28 protein-coding genes and 2 tRNA genes are annotated in these 23725 nt (G+C 64.6%); 17 read left to right on the top strand and 13 right to left on the bottom strand.

The features are described from left to right. Positions 1-289: 289 nt before the first annotated feature. Positions 290-2719: an endopeptidase La gene (gene lon / locus ACVWYP_RS27570; protein WP_038385055.1), complete on the top strand. Its 2430-nt coding sequence runs from the start codon at positions 290-292 to the stop codon at positions 2717-2719. Between the two features lie 66 nt (positions 2720-2785). Here lon and ACVWYP_RS27565 read toward each other — a convergent pair whose 3' ends face one another. From ACVWYP_RS27565 to ACVWYP_RS27555, 3 genes are all read right to left on the bottom strand, one after another. After that, complete coding sequence (locus ACVWYP_RS27565) at positions 2786-3445, bottom strand: glutathione S-transferase family protein (protein WP_028340151.1); 660 nt, start codon at positions 3443-3445, stop codon at positions 2786-2788. A 133-nt stretch (positions 3446-3578) separates the two neighbouring features. Continuing rightward, positions 3579-4790, bottom strand: a complete 1212-nt coding sequence (locus ACVWYP_RS27560) for an MFS transporter (RefSeq protein WP_304495561.1) — start codon at positions 4788-4790, stop codon at positions 3579-3581. A 1-nt stretch (position 4791) separates the two neighbouring features. Beyond that, positions 4792-5460 (bottom strand): GntR family transcriptional regulator, encoded by a 669-nt coding sequence (locus ACVWYP_RS27555; protein ID WP_028340149.1) that lies wholly within the window; start codon positions 5458-5460, stop codon positions 4792-4794. A 202-nt stretch (positions 5461-5662) separates the two neighbouring features. Between ACVWYP_RS27555 and ACVWYP_RS27550 the strand changes: the two genes are divergently transcribed. Both ACVWYP_RS27550 and ACVWYP_RS27545 read left to right on the top strand, forming a co-directional pair. Next, complete coding sequence (locus ACVWYP_RS27550; protein WP_304495560.1) at positions 5663-6073, top strand: GFA family protein; 411 nt, start codon at positions 5663-5665, stop codon at positions 6071-6073. A 64-nt stretch (positions 6074-6137) separates the two neighbouring features. Beyond that, positions 6138-6212 (top strand) — tRNA-Val (locus ACVWYP_RS27545). Between the two features lie 124 nt (positions 6213-6336). Here ACVWYP_RS27545 and ACVWYP_RS27540 read toward each other — a convergent pair. Continuing rightward, entirely contained in the window at positions 6337-6546 is a 210-nt protein-coding gene (locus ACVWYP_RS27540; RefSeq protein WP_016847733.1) for a hypothetical protein, read from the bottom strand. Positions 6547-6790: 244 nt separating this feature from the next. Here ACVWYP_RS27540 and ACVWYP_RS27535 point away from each other — a divergent pair, with 244 nt between their 5' ends. From ACVWYP_RS27535 to ACVWYP_RS27525, 3 genes are all read left to right on the top strand, one after another. Beyond that, positions 6791-7072 carry a hypothetical protein gene (locus ACVWYP_RS27535; protein ID WP_028340146.1) on the top strand — a complete coding sequence of 94 codons (282 nt, stop codon included), beginning with the start codon at positions 6791-6793 and terminating at the stop codon, positions 7070-7072. Between the two features lie 22 nt (positions 7073-7094). After that, positions 7095-7400, top strand: a complete 306-nt coding sequence (locus ACVWYP_RS27530; protein ID WP_304495559.1) for a YciI family protein — start codon at positions 7095-7097, stop codon at positions 7398-7400. A gap of 77 nt (positions 7401-7477) precedes the next feature. After that, the gene (locus ACVWYP_RS27525) at positions 7478-8329 is read left to right on the top strand and encodes a class I SAM-dependent methyltransferase (RefSeq protein WP_304495558.1); all 852 of its coding nucleotides are present in this window, start codon (positions 7478-7480) and stop codon (positions 8327-8329) included. Here the strand turns inward: ACVWYP_RS27525 and pepT are convergent, their stop codons facing one another. Continuing rightward, positions 8330-9586 carry a peptidase T gene (gene pepT, locus ACVWYP_RS27520; protein WP_304495557.1) on the bottom strand — a complete coding sequence of 419 codons (1257 nt, stop codon included), beginning with the start codon at positions 9584-9586 and terminating at the stop codon, positions 8330-8332. Positions 9587-9752: 166 nt separating this feature from the next. After that, on the bottom strand, positions 9753-10076 hold the full coding sequence (locus ACVWYP_RS27515) for an HU family DNA-binding protein (RefSeq protein WP_259171327.1): 324 nt from the start codon (positions 10074-10076) through the stop codon (positions 9753-9755). A gap of 307 nt (positions 10077-10383) precedes the next feature. On the opposite strand from ACVWYP_RS27515, the gene ACVWYP_RS27510 reads away from it, so the two are divergent. Continuing rightward, positions 10384-10460 (top strand) — tRNA-Asp (locus ACVWYP_RS27510). Between the two features lie 116 nt (positions 10461-10576). On the opposite strand, the gene ACVWYP_RS27505 is transcribed toward ACVWYP_RS27510, so the two are convergent. From ACVWYP_RS27505 to ACVWYP_RS27485, 5 genes are all read right to left on the bottom strand, one after another. After that, entirely contained in the window at positions 10577-11881 is a 1305-nt protein-coding gene (locus tag ACVWYP_RS27505) for a hypothetical protein (RefSeq protein WP_304495556.1), read from the bottom strand. Positions 11882-12039: 158 nt separating this feature from the next. Continuing rightward, positions 12040-12231, bottom strand: a complete 192-nt coding sequence (locus tag ACVWYP_RS27500) for a hypothetical protein (RefSeq protein WP_028340141.1) — start codon at positions 12229-12231, stop codon at positions 12040-12042. 14 nt (positions 12232-12245) lie between these two features. After that, a complete protein-coding gene (locus ACVWYP_RS27495) occupies positions 12246-12446 on the bottom strand; it encodes a hypothetical protein (protein WP_209945024.1) in 201 nt (66 codons plus the stop codon). A 98-nt stretch (positions 12447-12544) separates the two neighbouring features. Further along, on the bottom strand, positions 12545-13192 hold the full coding sequence (locus tag ACVWYP_RS27490; protein WP_304495555.1) for a haloacid dehalogenase-like hydrolase: 648 nt from the start codon (positions 13190-13192) through the stop codon (positions 12545-12547). Between the two features lie 189 nt (positions 13193-13381). Then, the gene (locus ACVWYP_RS27485; protein ID WP_137477830.1) at positions 13382-13585 is read right to left on the bottom strand and encodes a hypothetical protein; all 204 of its coding nucleotides are present in this window, start codon (positions 13583-13585) and stop codon (positions 13382-13384) included. Between the two features lie 200 nt (positions 13586-13785). Here ACVWYP_RS27485 and ACVWYP_RS27480 point away from each other — a divergent pair, with 200 nt between their 5' ends. After that, positions 13786-14799 (top strand): TRAP transporter substrate-binding protein, encoded by a 1014-nt coding sequence (locus ACVWYP_RS27480; protein WP_304500316.1) that lies wholly within the window; start codon positions 13786-13788, stop codon positions 14797-14799. 41 nt (positions 14800-14840) lie between these two features. Here the strand turns inward: ACVWYP_RS27480 and ACVWYP_RS27475 are convergent, their stop codons facing one another. Next, complete coding sequence (locus ACVWYP_RS27475; protein WP_304495554.1) at positions 14841-16133, bottom strand: spinster family MFS transporter; 1293 nt, start codon at positions 16131-16133, stop codon at positions 14841-14843. Between the two features lie 45 nt (positions 16134-16178). Further along, positions 16179-17369 carry an aromatic ring-hydroxylating dioxygenase subunit alpha gene (locus tag ACVWYP_RS27470; RefSeq protein WP_304495553.1) on the bottom strand — a complete coding sequence of 397 codons (1191 nt, stop codon included), beginning with the start codon at positions 17367-17369 and terminating at the stop codon, positions 16179-16181. Positions 17370-17499: 130 nt separating this feature from the next. On the opposite strand from ACVWYP_RS27470, the gene ACVWYP_RS27465 reads away from it, so the two are divergent. The 9 genes from ACVWYP_RS27465 to ACVWYP_RS27425 all read left to right on the top strand — a co-directional run bounded on the left by ACVWYP_RS27465 (position 17500) and on the right by ACVWYP_RS27425 (position 23719). After that, on the top strand, positions 17500-18015 hold the full coding sequence (locus ACVWYP_RS27465; protein WP_304495552.1) for a MarR family winged helix-turn-helix transcriptional regulator: 516 nt from the start codon (positions 17500-17502) through the stop codon (positions 18013-18015). A gap of 214 nt (positions 18016-18229) precedes the next feature. Further along, positions 18230-18595: an NADH-quinone oxidoreductase subunit A gene (locus tag ACVWYP_RS27460; RefSeq protein ID WP_018271860.1), complete on the top strand. Its 366-nt coding sequence runs from the start codon at positions 18230-18232 to the stop codon at positions 18593-18595. 50 nt (positions 18596-18645) lie between these two features. Continuing rightward, positions 18646-19191, top strand: a complete 546-nt coding sequence (locus ACVWYP_RS27455; protein ID WP_453945993.1) for a NuoB/complex I 20 kDa subunit family protein — start codon at positions 18646-18648, stop codon at positions 19189-19191. Positions 19192-19201: 10 nt separating this feature from the next. Next, positions 19202-19819, top strand: a complete 618-nt coding sequence (locus ACVWYP_RS27450; RefSeq protein ID WP_050384882.1) for an NADH-quinone oxidoreductase subunit C — start codon at positions 19202-19204, stop codon at positions 19817-19819. After that, positions 19816-21012 carry an NADH-quinone oxidoreductase subunit D gene (locus tag ACVWYP_RS27445; protein WP_304495551.1) on the top strand — a complete coding sequence of 399 codons (1197 nt, stop codon included), beginning with the start codon at positions 19816-19818 and terminating at the stop codon, positions 21010-21012. Before ACVWYP_RS27450 ends, ACVWYP_RS27445 begins: the two co-directional genes overlap by 4 nt. Positions 21013-21053: 41 nt before the next feature. Continuing rightward, positions 21054-21665: an NADH-quinone oxidoreductase subunit NuoE gene (nuoE, locus tag ACVWYP_RS27440; RefSeq protein ID WP_016847752.1), complete on the top strand. Its 612-nt coding sequence runs from the start codon at positions 21054-21056 to the stop codon at positions 21663-21665. Continuing rightward, a complete protein-coding gene (locus tag ACVWYP_RS27435; RefSeq protein ID WP_035631350.1) occupies positions 21665-21877 on the top strand; it encodes a hypothetical protein in 213 nt (70 codons plus the stop codon). The genes nuoE and ACVWYP_RS27435 overlap by 1 nt, the downstream gene beginning before the upstream one ends. Positions 21878-21896: 19 nt before the next feature. Beyond that, positions 21897-23222 (top strand): NADH-quinone oxidoreductase subunit NuoF, encoded by a 1326-nt coding sequence (gene nuoF, locus ACVWYP_RS27430; RefSeq protein ID WP_038385074.1) that lies wholly within the window; start codon positions 21897-21899, stop codon positions 23220-23222. Positions 23223-23230: 8 nt separating this feature from the next. After that, positions 23231-23719, top strand: coding sequence for a hypothetical protein (locus ACVWYP_RS27425; protein ID WP_157787992.1), 489 nt, complete (start codon positions 23231-23233; stop codon positions 23717-23719). Positions 23720-23725: the final 6 nt, after the last annotated feature.

Genomic DNA, 23725 nt, shown 5'->3' with positions numbered 1-23725 from the left:
GCTGCCGGACGCTCCGGCGGCCGCTGTGGCGCAGCAGCGGCGCCCTTGCGGCGTAGCAGCAAATGCCTGTTTAGCCTATATTTCCCGACACTTCTGAGACTTGACACCCCCCTGCCTGATAGCCACCTAATGCTATCGGTGAAGGATCTCATGCGTTGAGATTCGTCGCTTCACGATGCGGAATAAGCGGCTGCCGACGGCACTCTCATTCCGGATCACCAAGGCACCTTGTGGCGGTTGCGCAAGCAAGCGGACTGCGTGCAAGGGGGCACAACAAAAGGATTAGGCCATGACGACCTCAAAACCCCGGCCAACGATCGTCCACGGCGAAAGCCACTCCTATCCGGTGCTGCCGCTCCGCGACATCGTCGTCTTCCCGCACATGATCGTGCCGCTGTTCGTCGGCCGCGAGAAATCGATCCGCGCGCTCGAAGAGGTGATGAAGAACGACGCGCTGATCATGCTCGCGACGCAGAAGAATGCGTCCGATGACGATCCGGCACCCGATTCAATTTACGAGACCGGTACGCTCGCCAGCGTCCTGCAGCTCCTGAAACTGCCCGACGGCACCGTGAAAGTGCTGGTCGAGGGCCTCGAGCGCGCGCGCGTCGAGAAGTATTCCGACCGCAGCGAATATTACGAGGCGACCGCGGTCGCGCTCGCCGACACGGACGCCAACTCGGTCGAAGCCGAGGCGCTGGCGCGGTCGGTCGTGTCCGACTTCGAAAGCTACGTGAAGCTGAACAAGAAGATCTCCGCCGAAGTCGTCGGCGTGGTTCAGGCGATCACCGATTTCGCCAAGCTCGGCGATACCGTTGCCTCGCATCTCGCGGTCAAGATTGCCGATCGGCAAGCGATCCTGGAGACGTTGTCCGTCACGCAGCGCCTGGAGAAGGTGCTGGGCCTGATGGAGAGCGAGATCTCGGTGTTGCAGGTCGAGAAGCGCATCCGCTCGCGCGTCAAGCGCCAGATGGAGAAGACCCAGCGCGAGTATTACCTGAACGAGCAGATGAAGGCGATCCAGAAGGAGCTCGGCGACGACGAAGGTCGCGACGAGCTGGCCGATCTGGAGGAGAAGATCTCCAAGACCAAGCTGTCCAAGGAAGCGCGCGAGAAGGCCCAGCACGAGCTGAAGAAGCTGCGCCAGATGTCGCCGATGTCCGCGGAAGCGACCGTCGTGCGCAACTATCTGGATTGGCTGCTGTCGATCCCGTGGGGCAAGAAGTCCAAGGTCAAGAAGGACCTCGAGGCCGCGCAGGCGGTGCTGGACTCCGATCACTACGGGCTCGAGAAGGTCAAGGACCGCATCGTCGAGTATCTCGCGGTGCAGTCGCGCGCCAACAAGCTGACCGGACCGATCCTGTGCCTGGTCGGGCCTCCCGGCGTCGGCAAGACCTCGCTCGGCAAGTCGATCGCGAAGGCGACGGGGCGCGAGTTCGTGCGCGTGTCGCTCGGCGGCGTGCGTGACGAGGCCGAGATCCGCGGTCACCGCCGCACCTATATCGGCTCGATGCCCGGCAAGATCATCCAGTCGATGCGCAAGGCGAAGACCTCGAACCCGCTGTTCCTGCTGGACGAGATCGACAAGATGGGCGCCGATTTCCGCGGCGATCCGTCGTCGGCGCTGCTTGAGGTCTTGGACCCCGAGCAGAACTCGACCTTCAACGACCACTATCTGGAGGTCGACTACGACCTGTCCAACGTGATGTTCATCACGACCGCGAATACGCTGAATATTCCCGGCCCGCTGATGGACCGCATGGAGATCATCCGGATCGCCGGCTACACGGAGAACGAGAAGGTCGAGATCGCGCGCAAGCATCTGATCCCGAGCGCGCTCTCCAAGCACGGTCTGGACTCCAAGGAATGGTCGATCGACGACGCGGCCTTGCTCTTGATGATCCGCCGCTACACCCGCGAAGCGGGCGTGCGTAACCTGGAGCGTGAGCTCTCCACACTCGCCCGCAAGGCGGTGAAGGAGCTGATGATCTCCAAGAAGAAGTCGGTGAAGGTCACCGAGGCGAACATCGAAGAGTTCCTCGGCGTTCCGAAGTATCGCTTCGGCGAGATCGACGACGAGGATCAGGTCGGTATCGTCACCGGTCTGGCGTGGACCGATGTCGGCGGCGAGCTGTTGACCATTGAAGGCGTCATGATGCCCGGCAAGGGCAAGATGACCGTCACGGGCAATCTGCGCGACGTGATGAAGGAGTCGATTTCGGCGGCGGCGTCTTACGTCCGCTCGCGTGCGATCGTCTACGGCATCGAACCGCCGATGTTCGACCGCCGCGACATCCACGTTCACGTGCCGGAGGGCGCGACGCCGAAGGACGGTCCGTCCGCCGGTGTGGCGATGGCCACCGCGATCATCTCGGTTATGACCGGCATTCCGGTCCGCCACGATGTCGCGATGACCGGCGAGATCACGCTGCGTGGTCGCGTGCTGCCGATCGGCGGTCTGAAGGAGAAGCTTCTGGCTGCCGCCCGCGGGGGCATCAAGACGGTGCTGATCCCGGAGGACAACGCCAAGGATCTCACGGAGATTTCCGATGCGATCAAGGGCGGCATGGAGATCATTCCGGTCTCGCGGCTGGATGAGGTCGTTGCCAAGGCGCTGACCCGCGTGCCGGCGCCGATCGTCTGGGAAGAGGAGACCAGCAAGGTCGACGTCAAGCCCGACGCTTCGGACGAGGCCTCCGGCGGCCTGACGGCGCACTGAGCGAGCTCCAATCGAAGTTAAGAAAACGGCGCCTTCGGGCGCCGTTTTTGCTTTCGCTGTTCGCGATCAGGTCGGGAAGGCTGCGGCTCTGTCCGCGGCGGCAAAGTGCGCCATCTGATCGGCATGCGCTTTTGCGAAAGCCGGCCGGGCCGTGGCGCGCGCGACGTAGTCGCGACACGCGGGATATTCCGCCAGTCCGTCGAAGCGGTCGACCAGGCGCAGCACATCCGCCATGAGAACGTCGGCGACGGAGAACGGCCCGGCCAACCATTTGCGGCCCGTCAGCACCGGCTCCATGTGCCTGAGCCGGGATTGCAGGAAGCCGTCGAAGCGTGTCCATGCCGACGTGCCGCCGCTCTCGCCCGAGAATACCAGGAGCGACCAGGGCAGGCTCGCCATCTCGACCGAGTTGAGCGCGGCGAACAGCCATTTCAAAGCCTCGTTGCGCTGGCGCGGATCGGTCGGCAGCAGCGCGTCGCTGCGCTCGCCGAGATGCAGCAGGATCGCGCCGCTCTCGAAGATCGAGATGTCGCCGTCGGTCAGCCACGGCACTTGGCCGAACGGCTGGTGCGCGAAGTGCTCGGCGCTCCGATCGCGAAATGGCACGCTCGCAACGCGATACGGCAAGCGCGCCTCTTCCAATGCCCAGCGCACCCGGAGGTCGCGCACAAATCCCCGCGGCATCTCCGGAACCCAATCGAAGGTGGTCAGCGTCAGGTCGGCCATTGGGTATCTCCATTTGCTGGCTTCACAGGCAAAAGGACGAACGAATGGCGCGCGTTCCGACACCCCGACGGGCTTTTTCGTCGTTGCGGTACGGAACGATCGAGTTGCCGACGTGGGTACGCCGGCGCCGGAACTAGTCTTTCCTCTCGACGATGAAATTGCCGATCGCGCCGAGTGCCATCAGCACGCTGGTGCCGAGGAACACCGCGGGCATGCCGATATGGCCGCCGATGAAGCCGCCTGCGAGCGGGCCGATCACCTGGCCGGCATATTGCGCCGAGATCGAATAGCCGAGCATGCTGCCGGTGACCGCATCGGGCACGTTGTGCCGGATCACGCTCGCGATGCAGGGCAGCAGGCCGCCGAGCGCGAGCCCCATCAGGAAGCGGAGCAGGATCAACTGCCAGCCGCTGACCACGAAGGCCTGCGGGATCAACAGCAGCGCCGAGACAGCAAGGCAGATGGTGATGATCCGCCAGTGGCCGACCCGATCGGCCAGCTTGCCGAGATGCGAGGACGACAACAGGCTGCCGAAGGCCGCCGCCGACATCACGAGGCCGGCAACGAACGTCACCTGCGGTGTCTTGACGAGTTGCGCGACATAGACCGTGATGATCGGCTCGATCGACATGTTGGCGACCATCAGCAGCAGGCCCGTTCCCCACATCGCGACGACAGGGCGCTTGTCCGGGACCAGCGACCAGCCGCCACGCGCCTTGCCGCCTTTCGTGGTCTTCGGGCGTGCTTCCTCTCGGATCAGGAACGTCGTGCCGAGGAAGGTGAAGAAGATGACGCCGCCGATCAGGAAGAAGGTCGCGCGGATGCCGATCAGCCCCGGCAGCACGCCGCCGATCAAGGGGCCGACCAGGCTGCCGGCCATGATGCCGGCCGACAGCACGCCGATTGCCCAGCCGGACCGCGCCTTCGGCGTCTGCGCCGCGACCAGCACGGTCGAACCCGACGCGTAGCCGCCGAGTAGGCCGGTCAGCAGCCGCAGGCCGACCAGTTCGTAGACATTGTGCGCCATGCCGATCAGCGACATGGCGATCGCCATGCCGAGGCTGGCGCGGATCAGCATCAGCTTGCGGCCGTAGCGATCGGCGAGTCGTCCCCACAGGGGGGCCGTCAGCGCCGCGCTGAAAAAGGTTGCGCCATAGGCGACGCCCGACCATTGCACGATCGCGGCGTGATCGGTCACGCCGAGCTGCTCGACATAGAGCGGCAGGAACGGCAGCAGCAGCGTCATCCCCACGATTGTCGTGAAGGAGCCGAACACGCAGACGATCAAATTGCGTTTCCAGGGGCCCGCGTCGAGCAGGGCTTCGCGATCGACCTCGATGTTCATGTCAGCGCAGCCCGATCACGGCGAAGCCGCGCGCCCGCAGGCCGCGGCGATCCTCGTTGAGCGAACGCAGCAGGCGATCGCGGGTATCGGTGATGTGGTCGGCGGCCTCGCGCGCGGCGGCCTCCGGATCGTTGGCCTTGATGAAGCCGAGGATGCGCCGGTGCTCGCGCCAGGCCTGCTCGCGCGACGGCTCGGTCCACACTTCCAGCCAGCGCGCCCGCGACAGCCGGGTCATGGCGCCGGCGATCGCCTTGACGATGAAGGGATTGCCGGAGAGCCGCGCGATCTCGACATGGAAATCGGTGCCGACCCGGTGCCATTCTTCGCGCGGTGCGCCGGACTGGCAGGCGTCCAGCATTTCCTCGACGCCGGCGATATCGGCCGCGCTCGCCCGCGCGCAGGCGAGGCGCACCGCCGTGGTCTCCAGGGGAATCCGGAACTCGGCCAGCGCCTCCAGCTCACCGAGGTCGATCGGTGCGACGATCCAGTTGCGGCCGTCGCGACGCACCAGCTCTTCGCCTTCGAGCCGGACCAGCGCCGCACGGATCGGCGTGCGCGATCCCTCGAACCGGCTCTCCAGCCAGCGCTCGGTCAGCCGCTCGCCAGGGCCCAGGTCGAGGGACAGGATCATCTCCCGGAGCTGGTCATGGATCTGAAGCATCTGCGACATGGCGCCGTCCTTTGGCCGCCGCTTGGCGGGAGCGGAATCTCGGTCTGGCGAGTTTCGTATCCCGATTTGGTATCCCAAACAAGGCGAGTACGGGATACCAGCGTTGCTCCGCCAAAGGAGACGGCGGGCCGAGGCCGGAGCCCTGGACGATGGAACCGCGCCCACGGCGGCTGCTTTGTTGGACGGAATTGGAGCGCGCCACATGCGTATCGACGGGCAATGCCATTGCGGGGCTATCACCTATCAGGCCGAGATCGACCCCGAACGGGTCTCGATTTGCCATTGCACGGACTGCCAGGCGCTGACCGGCTCGCCCTATCGCGTCACGGTGATCTGTAGCGCCGAACAGGTCCGGCTCACCGCAGGTGTGCCGAAGCTCTACGGCAAACGGGGCGACAATGGCGGGATTCGCTTCCAGCACTTTTGCGGCGATTGCGGTTCGCCGCTGTTCACGAGCGGCGAGGACGGCGGGCCCGACGACTGGGGCATCCGCTGGGGCAGCATTCGCCAGCGCGGCCAGTTGACCCCGCGACGTCAGGTCTGGTGCCGCTCCGCCGCGCCATGGATCAATGATCTCAAGGAATTGCTGGCGCGCCCCAAGGATTGGAGCTGACGGATTGAGGCGTTTGCGACCTTGCGCCCTGAGGGCTGGCGAGGCTAAAGAGGCGCGCTGGCAAGGGCGGTTAGCTCAGCGGTAGAGCACTGGTTTTACACACCATTGGTCGGGAGTTCGATCCTCTCACCGCCCACCATTCGCGACCCTCAGGCGCAGCCTTTCGAGCGGCCCAGCCGACCGGATGAGCGGGCATGCTTCTCCCGATGATTGGGAGATTGCATCGGCGCTTGCCCGTTGAGGTAAAGGCGCTGGATCCAGCCCTACGGTTGCAGCATCCTGATGGTCGCGATCGGCCATTTCCCGATGTGGCCCTTGATCGAGATGCGCAACCCATGAGATTCGTCCAGAAACACGCCCTCGACGGTGCCCGCGGTTCCATCGGTGAGAACCGCGGCTCGTCCGACCAGCTCCGCCTCCGCTTGCACATGCTCGCGCAGGATGACGGTGGCGCGGTGTTTCACGAGCTGCAAAGCGGCCTCTGGGTTGATGAGCCCTACGGAGCAAGTCCATTGCACGGCTCTCGGTGAACGCGTGGAGAGGGCGCGATCCCGACCGTGGCGTGGATGGGGTGGCCGGGACCGCGCTTGCTCCGCGCTGGCGTGGCAAGTGTCGTTCGATGGCCGATCGAGCGAAAGGTGCCGAAAGTCACGCGCTCAGGTTTGATGCCGACGCTGCCACGATGCTATTCTGTCCGCCTAACCGGGAACTCGATGTATGCGCAAACTCGCCGCGATTTTTCTTCTCACCATGATTGCCGGACCCGCATTCGCGCAGTCGGATCACGTTCAGCGCTATCGCGAAGAGGTCGAGAAGTCGCCGGCCGATGTGGCCAACGAGGCGCGGCAGCAGCGTGCCTATCAGCGTGCGCTCAGCGGTGTGCCGGATCAGAAGCCGACCGATCCCTGGGGCATTGCGCGCAGCGACGGGCAGGGCGCGCCCAAGGCGAATGCCGCGAAGCCGAAGCCGGCCAAGCCCACGAGCGCAGCCGCCAAATAATCTCCGAGCGCGGATCGGGTCGATGAAATACTACGTCTGCAAATTGACAGGACCGCGCCCGACCTTTCCGCAGGACATGACGCCGCAGGAAGCCGCCATCATGCAGGCGCACGTCGCCTATTGCGGCGAACTGCTGCAAGCCGGCAAGGCGCTGGTGTTCGGGCCGGTCGCCGATCCCGCCGGCGTCTGGGGCCTCGGCGTGCTGCAACTGCCCGACGACGCCGATCCGCAGGAGATCATCGCCAACGATCCCGTCACCAAGGCTAATGCCGGATTCACCTATCAGGTGATGCCGATGCTGCGCGCCGCGACGGGCGAGAGCTGCTAGGGCATGATCCGGAAAAGTGCGAAGCGGTTTTCCCCAAACATGAGACGACAGAAGCTTCCTGAGAAGGTTTGGATCGCATGAACGCAAGCCACCCGCAAAACGCCGATCAGATCGCGTACTGGAACGGGCCGGGCGGTCAGCGCTGGGCCACACGGCAGGCCGCGCAGGACATCGTGCTGCAACCGGTGCTCGACCTCCTGATCGATCGCGCCGCGCCGAAAGCCGGCGAACGCGTCGTTGATGTCGGCTGTGGCAGCGGCGCCTCGAGCTTCGCGCTGGCGGCCAAGGTCGCGCCCGCTGGTCACGTGCTCGGCGTCGATGTCTCGGAGCCGATGCTGACGCGGGCGCGGCAGAGCGCGCCGCAGGGTTTGCCGGTCGAGTTCGCGCTGGCCGATGCGACCGTCTATCCCTTTGTCGGCGAGAGCTTTGATCTGTTGGCCTCGCGCTTTGGCGTGATGTTCTTTGCCGATCCCGTGGTGTCGTTCGCCAATCTGCACAAGGCGATGAAGCCGACGGGCCGTCTCGCCTTCGCCTGCTGGCAGGAGCCGCGCGAAAATCCGTTCTTCATGACGCCGCTTGCTGCCGTCTACAAGCACGTGCCGAAACTGCCGCCGCTCGGGCCCGAGGATCCCGGCCCTTTCGCGTTCGCCTCCGAGGCGAGGGTGAAGCGGATCCTGGGCGAAGCCGGCTTCTCCGGCATTGCCATGGAGCCGTGCCGGATTGAGCTCGATGTCGCGACCGGGCGCGGCATCGATGCCGCGATCCAGGGCGCGCTCGAGATCGGGCCTGCCAGCCGCGCGCTGGAAGGGCACACCGATGAGGTGCGCGCTGCGGCGATCGCCTCGATGCGCGAGGCGCTGGCGCCGTTCGTCAAGGGCGATGCGGTGCTGCTGCCCGGCGCGATCTGGATCGTGACGGCGCGGGCCTGATCAGGCCTTCTCTTCCCAGATCATCGCCAGGTGCACGATGGTCTGCACGGCTTTTTCCATGTCCTGCCGGCTGACCCATTCGAGCCGCGAATGGAACGCGTGCTCGCCGGCGAAGATGTTCGGGCAGGGCAGGCCCATGAAGGACAGCCGCGAGCCATCGGTGCCGCCGCGGATCGAGGTCTTCACCGGCGTGAGGCCGGCGCGCTCGATCGCCTCGATCGCATAGGCCACGATCTGCGGGTGGCGATCGATCACATCCTTCATGTTACGGTACTGCTGCTTGACCTCCATGCGGTAGGTCGAGCGCGGATAGGCCTTCATGACATCGTTCACGATGTCTTCCAGCAGCGCTTCCTTCTGCTTCAGGCCGGCCTCGGTGAAATCGCGCACGATGAAGTCGATCCGCGCGTTCTCCAGCGCGCCCGAGATCGCGACCGGATGCAGGAAGCCTTCCTTGCCCTCGGTGGTCTCGGGCGAGCAGGTGTCCTTGGGCAGGCGATCGACGATCGCGGCGGCGATCTTGATCGCGTGCTCCATTTTGCCCTTGGCGAATCCCGGATGGGTCGCGACGCCTTCGATGATGATGCTGGCGCCGTCGGCCGAGAAGGTCTCGTCCTCGATATGGCCGGCGGTCTCGCCGTCCATGGTGTAGCCGAAATCGGCCCCCAGCTTCTTGATGTCGACCTTGTCGACGCCGCGGCCGATTTCCTCGTCCGGCGTGAACAGGATCTTGATGGTGCCGTGCTTGACCTGCGGATTGGTGACCAGGAAATCCGCGGCATCCATGATCTCGGCAAGGCCCGCCTTGTTGTCGGCGCCGAGCAGGGTGGTGCCGTCGGTGGTGATGATGTCGTTGCCGATCTGGTCGGCCAGCGCTTCGTGCTCGGCGGGGCGGATCACCTGCGAGGCATCGGCGGGAAGCACGATGTCGCCGCCACGATAGTTCTTCACGACCTGCGGCCTGACGTTCTTGCCGGTGCAGTCGGGGGAGGTGTCCATGTGCGAGCAGAAGCAGATCACCGGCACCGTCTTGTCGGTGTTGGCCGGGATCGTCGCATAGACGTATCCGTGCGGATCAAGATGTGCGTCGGATATTCCCATCGCCTGCAGCTCGGCGACCAGCAGGCGCCCGAGATTCTTCTGCTTCTCGGTGGAGGGGCAGGTCGGTGAATCCGGGTCGGACTGGGTATCGATCACGACATAGCGCAGGAAGCGCTCGGTGACGGTGTGCTTGAAGTCGAGAGCCGGTACCAGCATGAAAACCGCGCAAAAACAGGGAAAAGGAACAATGAGCTTTGGCGAAGTTGGTTCGCGCGAGCAAACCGCGTCAAGGCGAATTTCGAAGGACAATAACAGAAAAGCGCCACTCCGGGGCCGCGTCACGAGCCGGAATGGCGCTTTGCCTTAACGGAGAGAGAAGGCGCTAGACGGCTTCCTTCAGCTCCTTGGCGGCGCGGAAGGCGACCTTCTTGCTTGCCTTGATGTGGATCTGTTCGCCGGTCGCCGGGTTGCGGCCCATGCGGGCGGCGCGCTTGCGGACCTGCAGGATGCCGAGGCCGACGATCCTGATGCGCTCGCCCTTCTTGAGGTGCTTGGTGATCCTGGTGACCATATCGGTCAGGATCGCCTCGGCCTGCTTCTTGGACAGCTCCTGCTCCTCGGCGATGGCCGCCGCCAAATGCTTCAGCGTGATCGTCGCCGGTGTCGCTGCTTTCTTCGCCATGTCTGGCCCTCCTCGTTGCTGAATGGCTGGATTGCTGCTTTCACGCGAATGGCGCGCCGTTCGCGTCGGGAAAATGCGTCCGGAAAAGTCCTGAAAACCGCCGGTTCCGGGAACGGGCAGCGCCGGGCCGGCCACAGGAAACCCAGACGTATCAGGCCTTATTTGATTCGGGGCTTCGCTGACTACGCCGTTTCCCCTGAAAACAGGCGACAACTCGCGCCGGCGCCGCGAAAATGCCGACGCTGTGCAGGGATCCGCAACGTCCTTGACTAACCGAATGCGGGCCTTTATGCCCTCGGTCCTGCGCGGATCAATCCGATGATCGGCATCCGCGGGAGTAGCTCAGTTGGTTAGAGCGCCGCCCTGTCACGGCGGAGGCCGCGGGTTCGAGTCCCGTCTCTCGCGCCATTCATTTCAATGACTTAGCAGCGTGTTTGGCCCGGAACCATCGGACCCTCAGGGCCGGTGCCGTAACGAGTTGCTTGCTCTCCCTGTTCACTGCACCTGGCGACTGTCGAGACAGCTCAGGACGCCGCGAGGCCGACGGCGCCGACCGGTTGAGCGGCCTGCTCGGGCTTGACGGATAATGCGGTCCGCTGTTCGGGCGTCAGCCACCACAGCAGGAACAGCAGCGCTATGCCGTTCGAGAGCAGGCCTGTCGTGAGCGGCACGTTCATGATCGCCTGAACTGCGATGCCGGACGAAACCGCAATGAAGCGCGGCGACAGGTGCTTTGAGACCATCGATCCCACCGACAGGATCAGGCCGCAGACAAGCGCCGACAGCGGGGCGAGCGCAAGACCGACCGACGCGATGCCCTCGGTGGCGAGGAACGACGCGTTGAAATTGCCGTCCTGATAGATCGCTCCGAGCGTCGGGCCGAGCTCGCCGTACGGGCAGGCGGTCATGTATCGCACGACGGTGATCTGGCAGAACCGGGTGAGCTCGCGGTGCGCGAAGAAGTCGGCGTATTGATCGAGGGCGAGCGACGGGATCGCAACGAAGCGCAGATTGATTGCGCTGAACACGATGTAGTTCTTGTCGGCGACGAGAATGACGAAAGCCAAAAGGCCGATGAGCATCGGGATCAGAAATGCGAGCACCGTGGCCAGCCGTGGGTCGAACCGGCCGTACAGCCAGAACAGAAACGGCAGCCAGATCGGCAGCAGCAGCACGGTCTTGTTGTTGACGACGGGATAGAAGCAAAGCGCAAGCAGCAGCACACCGGCCGCCGGAATCCACCGCCTGCGGGATGCGAAATGCGCGAACAGATAGGGCAGGACTGCGCCGATCATGATCCCGGTGAGATAGTTCATTAGCGCCGGCCGCACGACGGCGGTGCGGGCTGCGCCATAGGGATTGCCAAGATTGACCCCGTAGGAGATGTCGGCGACCAGCACGCCGAAGCACGACGCCAACAGCAGAACCGCGATGCGCTTGACGGCCGCTTCGGACAAATCGGGCCGCCAAACCGGGATATTCTGCAACATCAGAGGGATCATCGCGGCGGCGAGCGCGGCGATCATGGCCCAGCGAGCGATGGCGTGCGGATAGTCGAATGCGCTGAAGAAGCTGAGCCAGACGAAGCCGAACACGGCTGACAGCAGCGAGAAGCCCACCAGATAACCGAAGCTGAATCGTGCCGCGACGAACGCCGGGACGAACGCGACCATGATGGCGGTGCCGAGGACGGCCTGCGCGGTGATGCCGGATCGCCAGACATGCATCGCCGGGAATGCGTGCCCGCAGGCGATCATCGAGACGACGCTGAGGACGAAGAACCCGGGGATCGTGACCCCGACAACCAGGTCATCGCGCGTCAATGTCATCGGCCAGTCCGAATCCGAAAAGCTGCCGGGCAGCTAGCCGGTCGGCCGTGGACGAAGCAAGTAAAGCAATATCTCGGTCTGTGTTGTTATGTTTCTGCTTGGTAATTCGTCACCGCGACGCCTTATTGAATTCACAGAACGGCAACACGTTGACTTGATCAGGCAAAGAATGCGGCGACCGCGTTGAGGTCGGATTGTCCCGGCGCATCGCCGCGCAGATTGGCGTCGATCACGCGGCGGCAGGCGTCAACCGTGTGGGTGTCGCCCAATTCGTTGGCGGCCTCGAGGATCGACCAGACCGTGTCCAAGGGAACGTCGCTCTGCACAGTTGCCTTCGGGTCTGACAGCATCGACGGGGCCGCGGTTAGAATTCGAACAGGTCGCGGCCGTGCCGCGCCAGGTTGTGCAGGTCCGCCACCGTGCCGCGCACCGCGTTGCAGCGGCGGCACTCGATGATGGTGTCGCCGGATGCATGCGCCGGATCGGCGACCTTGATCGCCAGGCTGCCGCAATCCGTGCAGATGATCTTGAAGCCGGTTGAAATTACTTGCTGCTGCAAATTCATTGTGGCCTGCGCCTCTGTTGACGCCGACCTTAACCGAACAACTTTTAAGACTGGGGTCGCGGAGCGGATTGCAATCGAGCGACCGCATTAGGACGCGATTAAGATTTCGCCGTGGCCGCGCGGCCCTGCAGATGCAGCGTCGGCCTGCCGAGCCCGGCCGCGGCGGCGCGCACGGCATCGCGGGCATTGACGGTGATGATGCCGGCAGCGTGGGCCCAGACCGCGAGGTCGGAGGCGCTGTCGCCGGCGTAGATGAAGCCCCCGGGAAATGTCTTCCGCAACAGGTCGGCCTTGTTGGCACCCTTGAGATTATGTTCGCCGTCGGAGGCGAGCACCTGGTCGATCCAAGGCAGACGCGACGCCAGCGTCTGTGCGAGCAGCGCGTCGGCCGCGGTTGCCAGCACGATGCGGCGGCCGGCCGCGTTCTCGCGCTCGGCCAATGCGACGACGTCCTCGCGCAGTTCGATCCGGCTCCAGTCGATGTGCTGGCGCTGTGCGAGCCGGCGCTTCAGTGCCGCGCGGCCGCGCGTCAGCCAAGCGGCGCATGACACGACGATCAGCGGATTGCGGCGCAGGATCGAGAAGAAGCTCAGATAGAGCAGGTCGCCCGTGATCAGCGTGCCGTCGAGGTCGAGCACCAGCGGCAGCGATGCCGGGAGGCCGAGCAAAGGGGGCGCCCCGTCGGTGCGGAGGGAAGCATCCTGCGGCTTCGCAATGTTGTCGCCGGCGAGGCGAGGCTCAGTCATTCGCGGCGCTCAGCCGGGTTGCGACCTTGCACACGTCGATCGCGCGCGCCCCGGTCTCGGTGGTCCAATCGCCGTACCCGAACTTGCTCGCAAAGGCCACACCATCCTGGTCCGAGCTCGAGACGATCAGGACCAACAAAAAAGGCCGCCAAAAGGCGGCCGTCTTGTCTGCCGAAGCCTGAACGCGTCTTAGCGAACCGTTGAGGTGCCCGAGGAGGTGATCGCCACCGGTTTGCCGGCCTTGACGACCTGCGTCGTCTGGGCAGTCTGGGTGAAATCCGCGTTGTTCCGGGCCGAGATGCCGAGCGCCGCAATCCCGATCGCCGCAACAAGGGCAACCACCACAATCTTGAGATGGGTCGCGCGGTCAGCCGAATGGATCGAGTGGTTCATGGTCGCCTCCGGGCGTCTGTGCGCCGTCTATGGCAGGTACTGGTAAGGCCCATCTGTTTCCGGATCGTTTCGTGAGTTCCGGGAAATGGTTTCGTGCCACGGGCGGATTGGTTTCACCGTGCCTTGCGTCACATTGCCGGCCGGCTAAAACTGGCCCTGAGCGCGGACATGCGCTTGGGAGAAAAACAATAATGAAAACAATGAGAATGACCCGCCGCCGGGTGCTGGGAACCGGTTCTGCTGCAGTTGCCGCCACGATGTTTGGTAAGCCGGCCCTTGCCGCCGCCGAGTTCGATCTCAAGCTCGGCGTCAACACTCCGGAAACCCATCCGCTAACAATGCGCCTGACTGAGGCCGCCAAGGCGGTCGGCGCGCAGTCGTCCGGCCGGGTCAACATCACGGTGTTCGCCAACAGCCAGCTCGGCGGCGATCCGGAGATGCTGTCGCAGGTCCGGGCCGGCGGGATCGAGCTGTTGGCGGCGCCCAGCATGACGCTGTCGACGCTGGTGCCACTGTCGGGACTGCCCAGCATCGGCTTTGCCTTCCAGTCCTACGACCAGGTCTGGGCGGCGATGGACGGCGGCGTCGGCGATCTCGTGCGCGAGGCGATCACCAAGACCGGCGTCGTGCCGCTGAAGAAGGTCTGGGACAACGGCTTCCGCCAGATCACCTCGTCGTCGAGCCGGCAGCTCAACAGCGTCGACGATCTCAAGGGTTTCAAGATCCGCGTGCCGGTGACGGCATTGCTGACGTCGCTGTTCTCAGGGCTCGGCGCATTGCCGTCGAGCATCTCCTACAGCGAGCTCTATTCGGCGTTGCAGACCCACATCGTCGAAGGGCAGGAGAATCCGCTGGCGCAGGTCTCCACCGGAAAACTATACGAGGTGCAGAAATTCTGCGCGCTCTCGAACCATTGCTGGAGCGGCTACTGGATCCTCGGCAACCGCCGCGCGATGGCGGGCCTGCCGCCGGATCTGCTCGAGCTCATCAATGCCGCGTTCGACGCCGCGGCGGGGAAGGAGCGCGCCGATCTGGTCGAGATGGACCGCTCGTTGCAGGCCGAGCTGACCGAGAAGGGCATGACGTTCAACAAGCCTGATCCCGTGCAGTTCAGGGCCGCGTTGGTGAAGGCCGGCTTCTACACGCAGTGGCAGAAGACCTACGGCGCGGACGCCTGGGCGGCGCTGGAGAAATACACCGGCAAGCTGACGTGAGCGCCGCATGACGCCACGCGCGGGTTCGGCTGAGATGGGTGCTAGCTCGCGCGCGCAATGTCGGCGCGGATCTCGCGCGCCGCCCACACGAACAGCAGGGCACCGAGCGTCGTGGTGAGCGCGGCCGACAGCAGCGAGTAGCGAACCGCATCGATGCCGTAGGTGCCTTTCAGCGCGTCGTTGATCATGCCGACGGCGAGGGGGCCGACGCCCTGGCCGAAGCAAGTCGCGGTCAGCAGCACGATCGCCGAGGCCAGCGCGCGCATGCTGGGTTTTGCCACGGTCTGCGCGATCGCGAAGATCGGGCCGAGATGGAAGCCGACCATGAACGAGGTCAGCGCCAGCGTCGCGACCATCAGCGTGAAGCTCTGCGTCAGCATGCACAGCGCGAACACCGGGCCGGCGAGGCCCGACATGATCGCGGGCGCCCACAGCTTCCAGCGGTCGTCGCGACGGCCGATCTGCGCCACCACGAGGCCGCCGACCAGCGTGCCCGCCATGCCGGCGAGACCCTTGAAGGTGCCGGCATAGGTGCCGATCTCGGCGCTGGTGAGGTGATGGATGCGCGCCAGGAACGGCGGGATCCACACCGCGGTGGCGTAGTTGGTGTAGGTCGTCAGACAAAAGCCGATCAGCACGATGACGAAGCTCGGCTGCGATGCCAGGAAGCGCAGCGTCGGCCCGATCGGCTCGGCCTTGAAGGTCTCGGCCATCGCGCCGCGCTTCGGTTCGGCGATCGTCAGCCACAGCACGGCGGCGAGCGCGATGCCGGGCAGGCCCGCGGTGAAGAACGCCATCCGCCAGCCATAGTGCTGGTTGACATAGCCGCCGATGAAATAGCCGAGGAAGACGCCGAGATAGGTGCCGATCGCGTAGATGCCGAGCGCGCGTGGTCGTTCGTTCTTGTCGAAGAGATCGGCGATCATCGATTGTGAGGCCGGCGTTCCCGCTGACTCCCCGATGCCGACGCCGACCCGGGCCAATGCCAGCGTCGTGACGCTGGAGGCGAGGCCGCAGAGATAGGTCATCGCGCTCCAGAACGCGAAGGCGACCGCGACGATGTTGCGGCGGTTGAGGCGATCGGCCATCCGCGCGATCGGGATGCCGAGCAGCGAATAGAACAGCACGAAGCCGAACCCGGCGAGCAGTCCCATCGTGGTGTCGCTGAGCGTGAACTCCTTCTTGATCGGTTCGATCAGGACGTTGAAGATGGTGCGGTCGAGGAAGTTGAGGGCGTAGATGATCGTGAGCAAGGCGAGGACGTAGTAGCGGCGCGCCGATGGCGCGGCCGCAGCTTGCGTTGGCGCGGCCGCCTGCGGTGCGACATCGACCATGACTTCCTCCCCCCGACCTTCTTTGTTGTTGCTTGCGCGCGGGCCTTACGCCTCGCGGATGTAATTCCCTGCCTCGAATTCGACCGGCCTCGTGTCGGCGTCAAACGACACCCCGATCGGGTCGCGGCCGCTGGCCATGGCCTCGAGCTGGTCAAAGAGCATCCGGCGGATCATCAGGATGCCGCGGTCGCTCTGGCCGAAATGCTCTTCCGAATGGATCGTCACCGGCCCCTGGCCGACCTGGGCCTCGTAGTCGCCGGGGAATTGCTGGTGCTCGGGCTCGGTCATGTCCCACCAGAACTTGCCGTTGAACTTCGAGCGCATCCGCCCGATATCGCCGGCGTTCTTGACCCGGCCGGCGACGTAGATGCGAAACGAGGTGTCGTCGATCGGCAAGGTCCAGCCGATCGATTCGACGCGCGCGAACTGCGCGACGCGCGGATTGGGCACGACGCGCAGTGTGGGGAGCGCGGCCTCGGTGACGCGATAGAACACCTTGCCGTCGTCCTGCCTGCGGATCGAACGCACCGCGACGCCGCGCGGCGACATCTCGAACTTCACCTCGGGCATCGAGGCCATCATGTTGGTGAACTGCGGCCCTGAGAACGAGCCGTGTAGCACCGGCACATGGTAGGGGTCGGCGACGTTCTCGAAATGTTGCAGCCAGTTGCAGGGGATCACGACAGGGCCGCCGCCGCCGATCGAGGAATCGTCGGCCTCGACGAACTCGCCGTCGTCCATGTTCTCCAGGCACTCGTAGCGCGGCAGCACCGGCCGTTTCTCGGCCGGCCCCATGTAGGCGAAGATCAGGCCGTAGCGTTCCTGCACCGGATACCAGGGCTGGCGCACCTTGTCCTTGAACAGGCCGCCGTCGGGCTCGCAGGGTTGTTCGAGGCAGCGGCCCTCGGTGTCGAACTTCCAGCCGTGATAGCAGCAGCGGATGCCGTCTTCCTCGACCTTGCCGTAATAGAGTGTGGTGCCGCGGTGGCAGCAGCGCGCATGCAGCAGACCGACCCGGCCATGCCGGTCGCGGAACAGGATCAGGTCTTCGCCAAGCGCGCGGACTTTTCTGGGGATATCGGTGGCGTCACCGGTGAGGCCGACCGGGTGCCAATACCGGCGCAGCAGCTCGCCCATCGGCGTGCCGCGGCCGACCGAGGTGAGCTCGGTCCGGGTGCTGGACGGCTTCATCGCATAGGCCGTGCCGAGATCGCGGTCCCGCTGGGTGATCGTCATGTTGTCCTCCCCGCCGCTGGTCTGGCGCCGGCGGCTGATCTATCGTTGACCAAGTCAACGATAGATCGATGACAATGTCAACGATCTCGTTGAACTTGGCAGCGCGCGGCTTTGTTGGCAGAGGTTGGTGATGACCGAGAAGCTCAGGACTGAGAGGGCCTTGCCGCCGGAGGCCGTTGTCGATTCCGAACTGGCGCCGATCACCGCGATGATGTCGTCGCGGCTGATGGTGCTGGCGAACCTGCTCAGGCGCGGCGCGATGCTGCGCTACAAGCGCCTGACCGGCCTGTCCTCGGTCGAGTTCGGCCTGGTCGCCTCGCTCGGCCGGCGGCCGCCGATGAGTGTGGTGCGGCTCGCCGAGGCCGTCGGCATGGACAAGGGGCAGATCAGCCGGGCGCTCGCCGAGCTCGTGGCGCGCAAGCTGGTGGCGAAGGCGGCCAACCCGCGCGACAACCGGGAGACTTTGGTCTCTCTTACCAAGGCCGGCCTGGCCGCCCATGATGCCATCGTGGCCGGCGCGCAGGAGCGAAACCGGCGCCTGCTGGAACAGCTTGCGCCAGGGGAGCTCGAGCTGCTGCTCGGACACATCGATCGGCTCACCCTGACCGCCGCCGAGATGCTCGCTGCCGAACGGGGGCTGGGCTGATATGGCAAGAGCGCAGGGCACGGGATGGCCGCCGCAGCGTTGCCCATGGAGGCAAGCGCATCCGCCTGATGGGGCCAAGAGCCCGCGGGAAGGACGGTAAAAGCGTCAAAATAGCTTGTCTTGCGCCCCCTGTTGCGCTGCGCTAAAGCCTCAAGAACAATTCCAATCAACGAATCTGCGGCACGTCCGAAACCGCAGCAAGAAGGCCTCGCCGATGACCGGCATCCTGCAGAATTATCTCCCACTTGTGGTCTTTATCGGAGTTGCGAGCCTGATCGGTCTGGCGCTCCTGATCGCGCCGTTCCTGGTCGCGTTCCAATCGCCGGACCCGGAAAAGCTGTCCGCCTATGAATGCGGATTCAACGCTTTTGACGACGCCCGCATGAAGTTCGACGTCCGCTTCTATCTGGTGGCGATCCTCTTCATCATCTTCGACCTCGAAGTGGCGTTCCTGTTCCCCTGGGCCGTGGCGTTCGGAAAGCTCGGCGCCACCGGGTTCTGGTCGATGATGGTGTTCCTGGCCGTGCTGACGGTCGGGTTTGCGTATGAATGGAAGAAAGGCGCGCTCGAATGGGATTGAGCCCCACCGCCGCAACCTCCCAGCCGGCGATTGCCAAATCTGAGATCGCCATGGCTCCGAAGGGGATTCTTGATCCGTCGACCGGCAAGCCGGTCGGCGCCAAGGATCCGTTTTTCCTCGAGGTCAATCACGAGCTGTCCGACAAGGGCTTCTTCGTCGCCGCGGCCGATGACCTCATCACCTGGGCGCGCACCGGCTCCCTGATGTGGATGACCTTCGGTCTCGCCTGCTGCGCGGTCGAGATGATGCAGGTCTCGATGCCGCGCTACGACGTCGAACGCTTCGGCTTCGCACCGCGCGCCTCGCCGCGGCAGTCCGACGTGATGATCGTCGCGGGCACCCTGACCAACAAGATGGCGCCCGCGCTGCGCAAGGTCTACGACCAGATGCCGGAGCCGCGCTACGTCATCTCGATGGGCTCCTGCGCCAATGGCGGCGGCTACTATCACTACTCCTATTCGGTGGTGCGTGGCTGCGATCGCATCGTGCCGATCGACATCTACGTGCCGGGCTGCCCGCCGACGGCGGAAGCGCTGCTCTACGGCGTGCTGCTGCTGCAGAAGAAGATCCGCCGTATCGGCACTATCGAACGCTAAGGTTTTAGGTATGGACGACGGCAAGCTCGACGCCCTTGGGCAGACGATCGTGAGCGCGCTTCCGGGCGCGGCCACGGCGCACTCGGTCGCGTTCAATCAGCTCACTATCGACGTCGAGATTGGCAGAATCGTGGAGGTCGCCCGTTTTCTGCGTGACGATCCCGGCTGCCGTTTCGTCAACGTCACCGACGTGACCGCAGTCGACTATCCGAGCCGCGAGAAGCGCTTCGACGTTGTCTACCATCTGCTGTCGCCGACGCTGAACGCGCGCATCCGTTTGCGCGGCCAGGCCGACGAGACCACGCAGGTGCCGTCGATCATCGGCGTCTTCCCCGGCGCCGACTGGTTCGAGCGCGAGACCTACGACCTCTATGGCGTGATCTTCACCGGTCATCCGGACATGCGCCGCCTGCTGACGGATTACGGCTTCGACGGCCATCCGCTGCGCAAGGATTTCCCGCTAACCGGCTTCGTCGAGGTCCGCTACGACGACCAGGAGAAGCGGGTGCTGTACGAGCCGGTCCGGCTCAACCAGGAATTCCGCAAGTTCGATTTCCTTTCGCCCTGGGAAGGCGCGGACTATCCGCTGCCCGGCGATGAAAAGGCCAAGGCGGAGCCGAAGCCATGAATGAGCAGCCGCAAAACCTTCGTAACTTCACCATCAATTTTGGGCCGCAGCATCCGGCGGCGCACGGCGTGCTTCGTCTTGTGCTCGAATTGGATGGCGAGGTTGTCGAGCGCGTCGATCCGCATATCGGCCTGCTTCACCGCGGCACCGAGAAGCTGATCGAGCACAAGACCTATCTGCAGGCGATTCCCTATTTCGACCGGCTCGACTACGTCGCGCCGATGAACCAGGAGCATGCGTTCTGCCTCGCGGCCGAAAGGCTGCTCGGCATCACGGTGCCGCGCCGCGGCCAATTGATCCGCGTGCTGTATTGCGAGATCGGCCGCATCCTGTCGCATCTGCTCAACGTCACCACCCAGGCGATGGACGTCGGCGCGCTGACCCCGCCGCTGTGGGGCTTCGAAGAGCGCGAGAAGCTGATGGTGTTCTACGAGCGCGCCTCGGGCTCGCGCATGCACGCGGCGTTCTTCCGCGTCGGCGGCGTGCATCAGGACCTGCCGCCGAAGCTGATCGACGACATCGAGGCGTGGTGCGATCCGTTCCTCAAGGTCGTCGACGACCTCGATCGGCTGCTCACCGGCAACCGCATCTTCAAGCAGCGCAACGTCGATATCGGCGTGGTGCCGCTCAAGGAAGCCTGGGAGTGGGGCTTCTCCGGCGTGATGGTGCGCGGCTCGGGCGCCGCCTGGGACCTGCGCAAGTCGCAGCCCTATGAGTGCTACGCTGAGATGGATTTCGACATTCCGATCGGCAGGAACGGCGACTGCTACGACCGCTATCTGATCCGCATGGAAGAGATGCGCCAGTCGGTGCGCATCATGAAGCAGTGCATCCAGAAGCTCAAAGCACCCGACGGGCAGGGCCCGGTGGTGGTCGAGGACAACAAGATCGCGCCGCCGCGCCGTGGTGAGATGAAGCGCTCGATGGAAGCGCTGATCCATCATTTCAAGCTGTACACCGAAGGCGTGCACGTGCCGGCCGGCGAAGTCTATGCCGCGGTCGAGGCGCCGAAGGGCGAGTTCGGCGTCTACCTCGTCGCCGACGGCACCAACAAGCCCTACAAGTGCAAGATCCGCGCGCCGGGCTTCGCCCATCTGCAGGCGATGGATCACATCTGCAGGGGCCATCTGCTGGCCGACGTTTCCGCCATCCTGGGCTCGCTGGACATCGTGTTCGGCGAGGTCGACCGGTGACGATGTCCGCATCCGCACCGCGCGCAATGAGAGTTTGATCGATGTCCGTCCGCCGCCTTGCCCCGAAGGAATTGCAGCCTGCGAGCTTCACGTTCACGGACGAGAATCTCGCCTGGGCCAAGAAGCAGATCGAGAAATATCCGCCGGGACGGCAGGCTTCGGCCGCGATCGCGATCCTGTGGCGCGTGCAGGAGCAGCATGACGGCTGGGTCTCGGAAGCGGCGATCCGCGCCGTCGCCGACCTGCTCGAGATGCCGCATATCCGCATGCTGGAGATCGCGACCTTCTACACCATGTTCCAGCTCTCGCCGGTCGGGAAAAAGGCCCATGTGCAGGTGTGTGGCACCACACCGTGCCGGCTGCGCGGCGCCGCCGACCTGATCGAGGTCTGCCAGCATCGCATCCATCACGATCCCTTCCAGCTGTCGAAGGACGGCAACTTCTCCTGGGAAGAGGTCGAGTGCTTAGGGGCCTGTGTGAACGCGCCGATGGTGCTGATCTGGAAGGACACCTATGAGGACCTGACCAAGGAAAGCTTCGGCAAGGTGCTCGACGGCTTTGCCGCCGGCAATCCGCCGAAGCCGGGCCCGCAGATCGACCGTCAGTTCTCGGCCCCCGCCGGCGGGCCGACGACGTTGAAGGAAACCACCTGATGCGGAGCTTTCAGGTGCTAGCAGATGAGACGGGAAGGGGCGCTGCGATGAAGGCCTGGCGCACGATCGCCCTGCATACCGTCGTCGCGGCGGGCTTCATGTTCCTGCTGCAACGCTACGGCCTGAGCGCCACGCTGGAATCCAGCCTGTTGTGGGCCATCGTGTTCGGCGGCTGCGCCGCCGGGCTCGCTTATTCGCAAGCCAATCGGTGATGTTCGGAAAGTTTTGAGCATGCTCGACGACAAGGACCGCATCTTCAAGAACCTCTACGGCCTGCATGATTGGGGCCTCGAGGGCGCGCGCCGCAGAGGCGCCTGGGATGGCACCAAGGGGATCATCGACAAGGGTCGCGACTGGATCATCAACGAGATGAAGGCGTCGGGCCTGCGCGGCCGCGGCGGCGCCGGCTTCCCGACCGGCATGAAGTGGTCCTTCATGCCGAAGGAATCCAAGGACGGCCGTCCGAGCTACCTCGTCGTCAACGCCGACGAGTCGGAGCCCGGCACCTGCAAGGACCGCGAGATCATGCGGCATGATCCGCATCTTTTGGTCGAAGGCTGCCTGCTCGCGAGCTTCGCGATGGGCGCGCATGCCTGCTACGTCTATATCCGCGGCGAGTTCATCCGCGAGCGCGAGCGGCTGCAGGCGGCGATCGACCAGGCCTATGAGGCCAAGCTGGTCGGCAAGGACAACATCAATGGCTGGCCGTTCGACATCTATGTCGCGCACGGCGCCGGCGCCTATATCTGCGGCGAGGAGACCGCGCTGCTCGAGAGCCTCGAGGGCAAGAAGGGCCAGCCGCGGCTGAAGCCGCCGTTCCCGGCCAATGTCGGCCTCTACGGCTGCCCGACCACCGTCAACAACGTCGAGTCGATCGCGGTCGCACCCGACATCCTGCGCCGCGGCGCCGCCTGGTTCGCCGCCATCGGCCGGCCGAACAATGTCGGCACCAAGCTGTTCTGCATCTCCGGCCACGTCGAGCGCCCCTGCAACGTCGAAGAGGCGATGGGGATTCCGTTCCGCGAGCTGATCGAGAAGCATTGCGGCGGCATTCGCGGCGGCTGGGGCAATCTGAAGGCCGTGATCCCCGGCGGCTCGTCGGTGCGCATGGTGCCGGCCGAGCAGATCATCGACACGCCGATGGATTTCGACAGCTTGAGCAAGTTGCGCTCCGGCCTCGGCACCGCGGCTGTGATCGTGATGGACAAGTCGACCGACCTGATCCGGGCGATCGCGCGCATCTCCTATTTCTACAAGCATGAGAGCTGCGGCCAGTGCACGCCGTGCCGCGAGGGCACCGGCTGGATGTGGCGCGTCCTGACCCGGATGGCCGAGGGCCGCGCCCACAAGCGCGAGATCGACATGCTGCTCGAGGTCACCAAGCAGGTCGAGGGCCACACCATCTGCGCGCTCGGCGACGCCGCTGCCTGGCCGATCCAGGGCCTGATCGCGCATTTCCGTCACGAGATCGAAGAGCGCATCGACCAGTATTCGCACAAGGCCGATCTCGACGATCAGGGCGTGCGCGATCCCATGCACATGGTTGCTGCGGAGTAATGCTGGCGATGACGCAACAGGCCGCATGGTGGCAGAAATACGGAACGCTTGCGCAGATGGCGCAGGCGACCGTGGCGCTGCTCGGCTTTGGTGCAATCCTGCTGCAGATCAACGAAATCCGCACCTCGAACCGCGCCTCCAGCGCGCGTTCGGCGTTTCTCGGCTACACCGATCTCGCATTCCAGAATCCGAAATTCGCTCAGCCCGATTACGAGGCCATCAAGGCCGGCGGCCGCGAAGAGCGATCGCAGTATGAGAGTTTTGTCTCGTACTTCCTCTATGCCTGCGAGGAGACCTTTGCCGCATTCGCGGACAAGCGCGAATGGCAGGCATCGTGTGACTACGACCTGAAACCGCATCTGCCGTTCCTCTGCGAGAAGAACCAGGCGCAGCCTGCCTATCTCGCGACCTACGGCGCCGACACCCAGCAATGGGTGAAGACCTCATTGAAAACCGCGAGCGTCGCACCGCCCGACTGCAAGCTCGGAAAGACTTGAGACAGA

It is taken from the genome of Bradyrhizobium sp. USDA 3262 (genome assembly GCF_054060035.1).
The sequence above is the reverse complement of the archived record's forward strand: the minus strand, read 5'-3'. Positions and strand labels throughout refer to the sequence as shown.

What these genes read in the sequence shown, in the direction of transcription:
- lon (WP_038385055.1), top strand. Translation starts at nt 290, where the DNA reads ATGACGACCTCAAAACCCCGGCCAACGATCGTCCACGGCGAAAGCCAC.
- ACVWYP_RS27565 (WP_028340151.1), bottom strand. Translation starts at nt 3,445, where the DNA reads ATGGCCGACCTGACGCTGACCACCTTCGATTGGGTTCCGGAGATGCCG.
- ACVWYP_RS27560 (WP_304495561.1), bottom strand. Translation starts at nt 4,790, where the DNA reads ATGAACATCGAGGTCGATCGCGAAGCCCTGCTCGACGCGGGCCCCTGG.
- ACVWYP_RS27555 (WP_028340149.1), bottom strand. Translation starts at nt 5,460, where the DNA reads ATGTCGCAGATGCTTCAGATCCATGACCAGCTCCGGGAGATGATCCTG.
- ACVWYP_RS27550 (WP_304495560.1), top strand. Translation starts at nt 5,663, where the DNA reads ATGCGTATCGACGGGCAATGCCATTGCGGGGCTATCACCTATCAGGCC.
- ACVWYP_RS27535 (WP_028340146.1), top strand. Translation starts at nt 6,791, where the DNA reads ATGCGCAAACTCGCCGCGATTTTTCTTCTCACCATGATTGCCGGACCC.
- ACVWYP_RS27530 (WP_304495559.1), top strand. Translation starts at nt 7,095, where the DNA reads ATGAAATACTACGTCTGCAAATTGACAGGACCGCGCCCGACCTTTCCG.
- ACVWYP_RS27525 (WP_304495558.1), top strand. Translation starts at nt 7,478, where the DNA reads ATGAACGCAAGCCACCCGCAAAACGCCGATCAGATCGCGTACTGGAAC.
- pepT (WP_304495557.1), bottom strand. Translation starts at nt 9,586, where the DNA reads ATGCTGGTACCGGCTCTCGACTTCAAGCACACCGTCACCGAGCGCTTC.
- ACVWYP_RS27505 (WP_304495556.1), bottom strand. Translation starts at nt 11,881, where the DNA reads ATGACATTGACGCGCGATGACCTGGTTGTCGGGGTCACGATCCCCGGG.
- ACVWYP_RS27500 (WP_028340141.1), bottom strand. Translation starts at nt 12,231, where the DNA reads ATGCTGTCAGACCCGAAGGCAACTGTGCAGAGCGACGTTCCCTTGGAC.
- ACVWYP_RS27495 (WP_209945024.1), bottom strand. Translation starts at nt 12,446, where the DNA reads ATGAATTTGCAGCAGCAAGTAATTTCAACCGGCTTCAAGATCATCTGC.
- ACVWYP_RS27490 (WP_304495555.1), bottom strand. Translation starts at nt 13,192, where the DNA reads ATGACTGAGCCTCGCCTCGCCGGCGACAACATTGCGAAGCCGCAGGAT.
- ACVWYP_RS27485 (WP_137477830.1), bottom strand. Translation starts at nt 13,585, where the DNA reads ATGAACCACTCGATCCATTCGGCTGACCGCGCGACCCATCTCAAGATT.
- ACVWYP_RS27480 (WP_304500316.1), top strand. Translation starts at nt 13,786, where the DNA reads ATGAGAATGACCCGCCGCCGGGTGCTGGGAACCGGTTCTGCTGCAGTT.
- ACVWYP_RS27475 (WP_304495554.1), bottom strand. Translation starts at nt 16,133, where the DNA reads ATGGTCGATGTCGCACCGCAGGCGGCCGCGCCAACGCAAGCTGCGGCC.
- ACVWYP_RS27470 (WP_304495553.1), bottom strand. Translation starts at nt 17,369, where the DNA reads ATGACGATCACCCAGCGGGACCGCGATCTCGGCACGGCCTATGCGATG.
- ACVWYP_RS27465 (WP_304495552.1), top strand. Translation starts at nt 17,500, where the DNA reads ATGACCGAGAAGCTCAGGACTGAGAGGGCCTTGCCGCCGGAGGCCGTT.
- ACVWYP_RS27460 (WP_018271860.1), top strand. Translation starts at nt 18,230, where the DNA reads ATGACCGGCATCCTGCAGAATTATCTCCCACTTGTGGTCTTTATCGGA.
- ACVWYP_RS27455 (WP_453945993.1), top strand. Translation starts at nt 18,646, where the DNA reads ATGGCTCCGAAGGGGATTCTTGATCCGTCGACCGGCAAGCCGGTCGGC.
- ACVWYP_RS27450 (WP_050384882.1), top strand. Translation starts at nt 19,202, where the DNA reads ATGGACGACGGCAAGCTCGACGCCCTTGGGCAGACGATCGTGAGCGCG.
- ACVWYP_RS27445 (WP_304495551.1), top strand. Translation starts at nt 19,816, where the DNA reads ATGAATGAGCAGCCGCAAAACCTTCGTAACTTCACCATCAATTTTGGG.
- nuoE (WP_016847752.1), top strand. Translation starts at nt 21,054, where the DNA reads ATGTCCGTCCGCCGCCTTGCCCCGAAGGAATTGCAGCCTGCGAGCTTC.
- ACVWYP_RS27435 (WP_035631350.1), top strand. Translation starts at nt 21,665, where the DNA reads ATGCGGAGCTTTCAGGTGCTAGCAGATGAGACGGGAAGGGGCGCTGCG.
- nuoF (WP_038385074.1), top strand. Translation starts at nt 21,897, where the DNA reads ATGCTCGACGACAAGGACCGCATCTTCAAGAACCTCTACGGCCTGCAT.
- ACVWYP_RS27425 (WP_157787992.1), top strand. Translation starts at nt 23,231, where the DNA reads ATGACGCAACAGGCCGCATGGTGGCAGAAATACGGAACGCTTGCGCAG.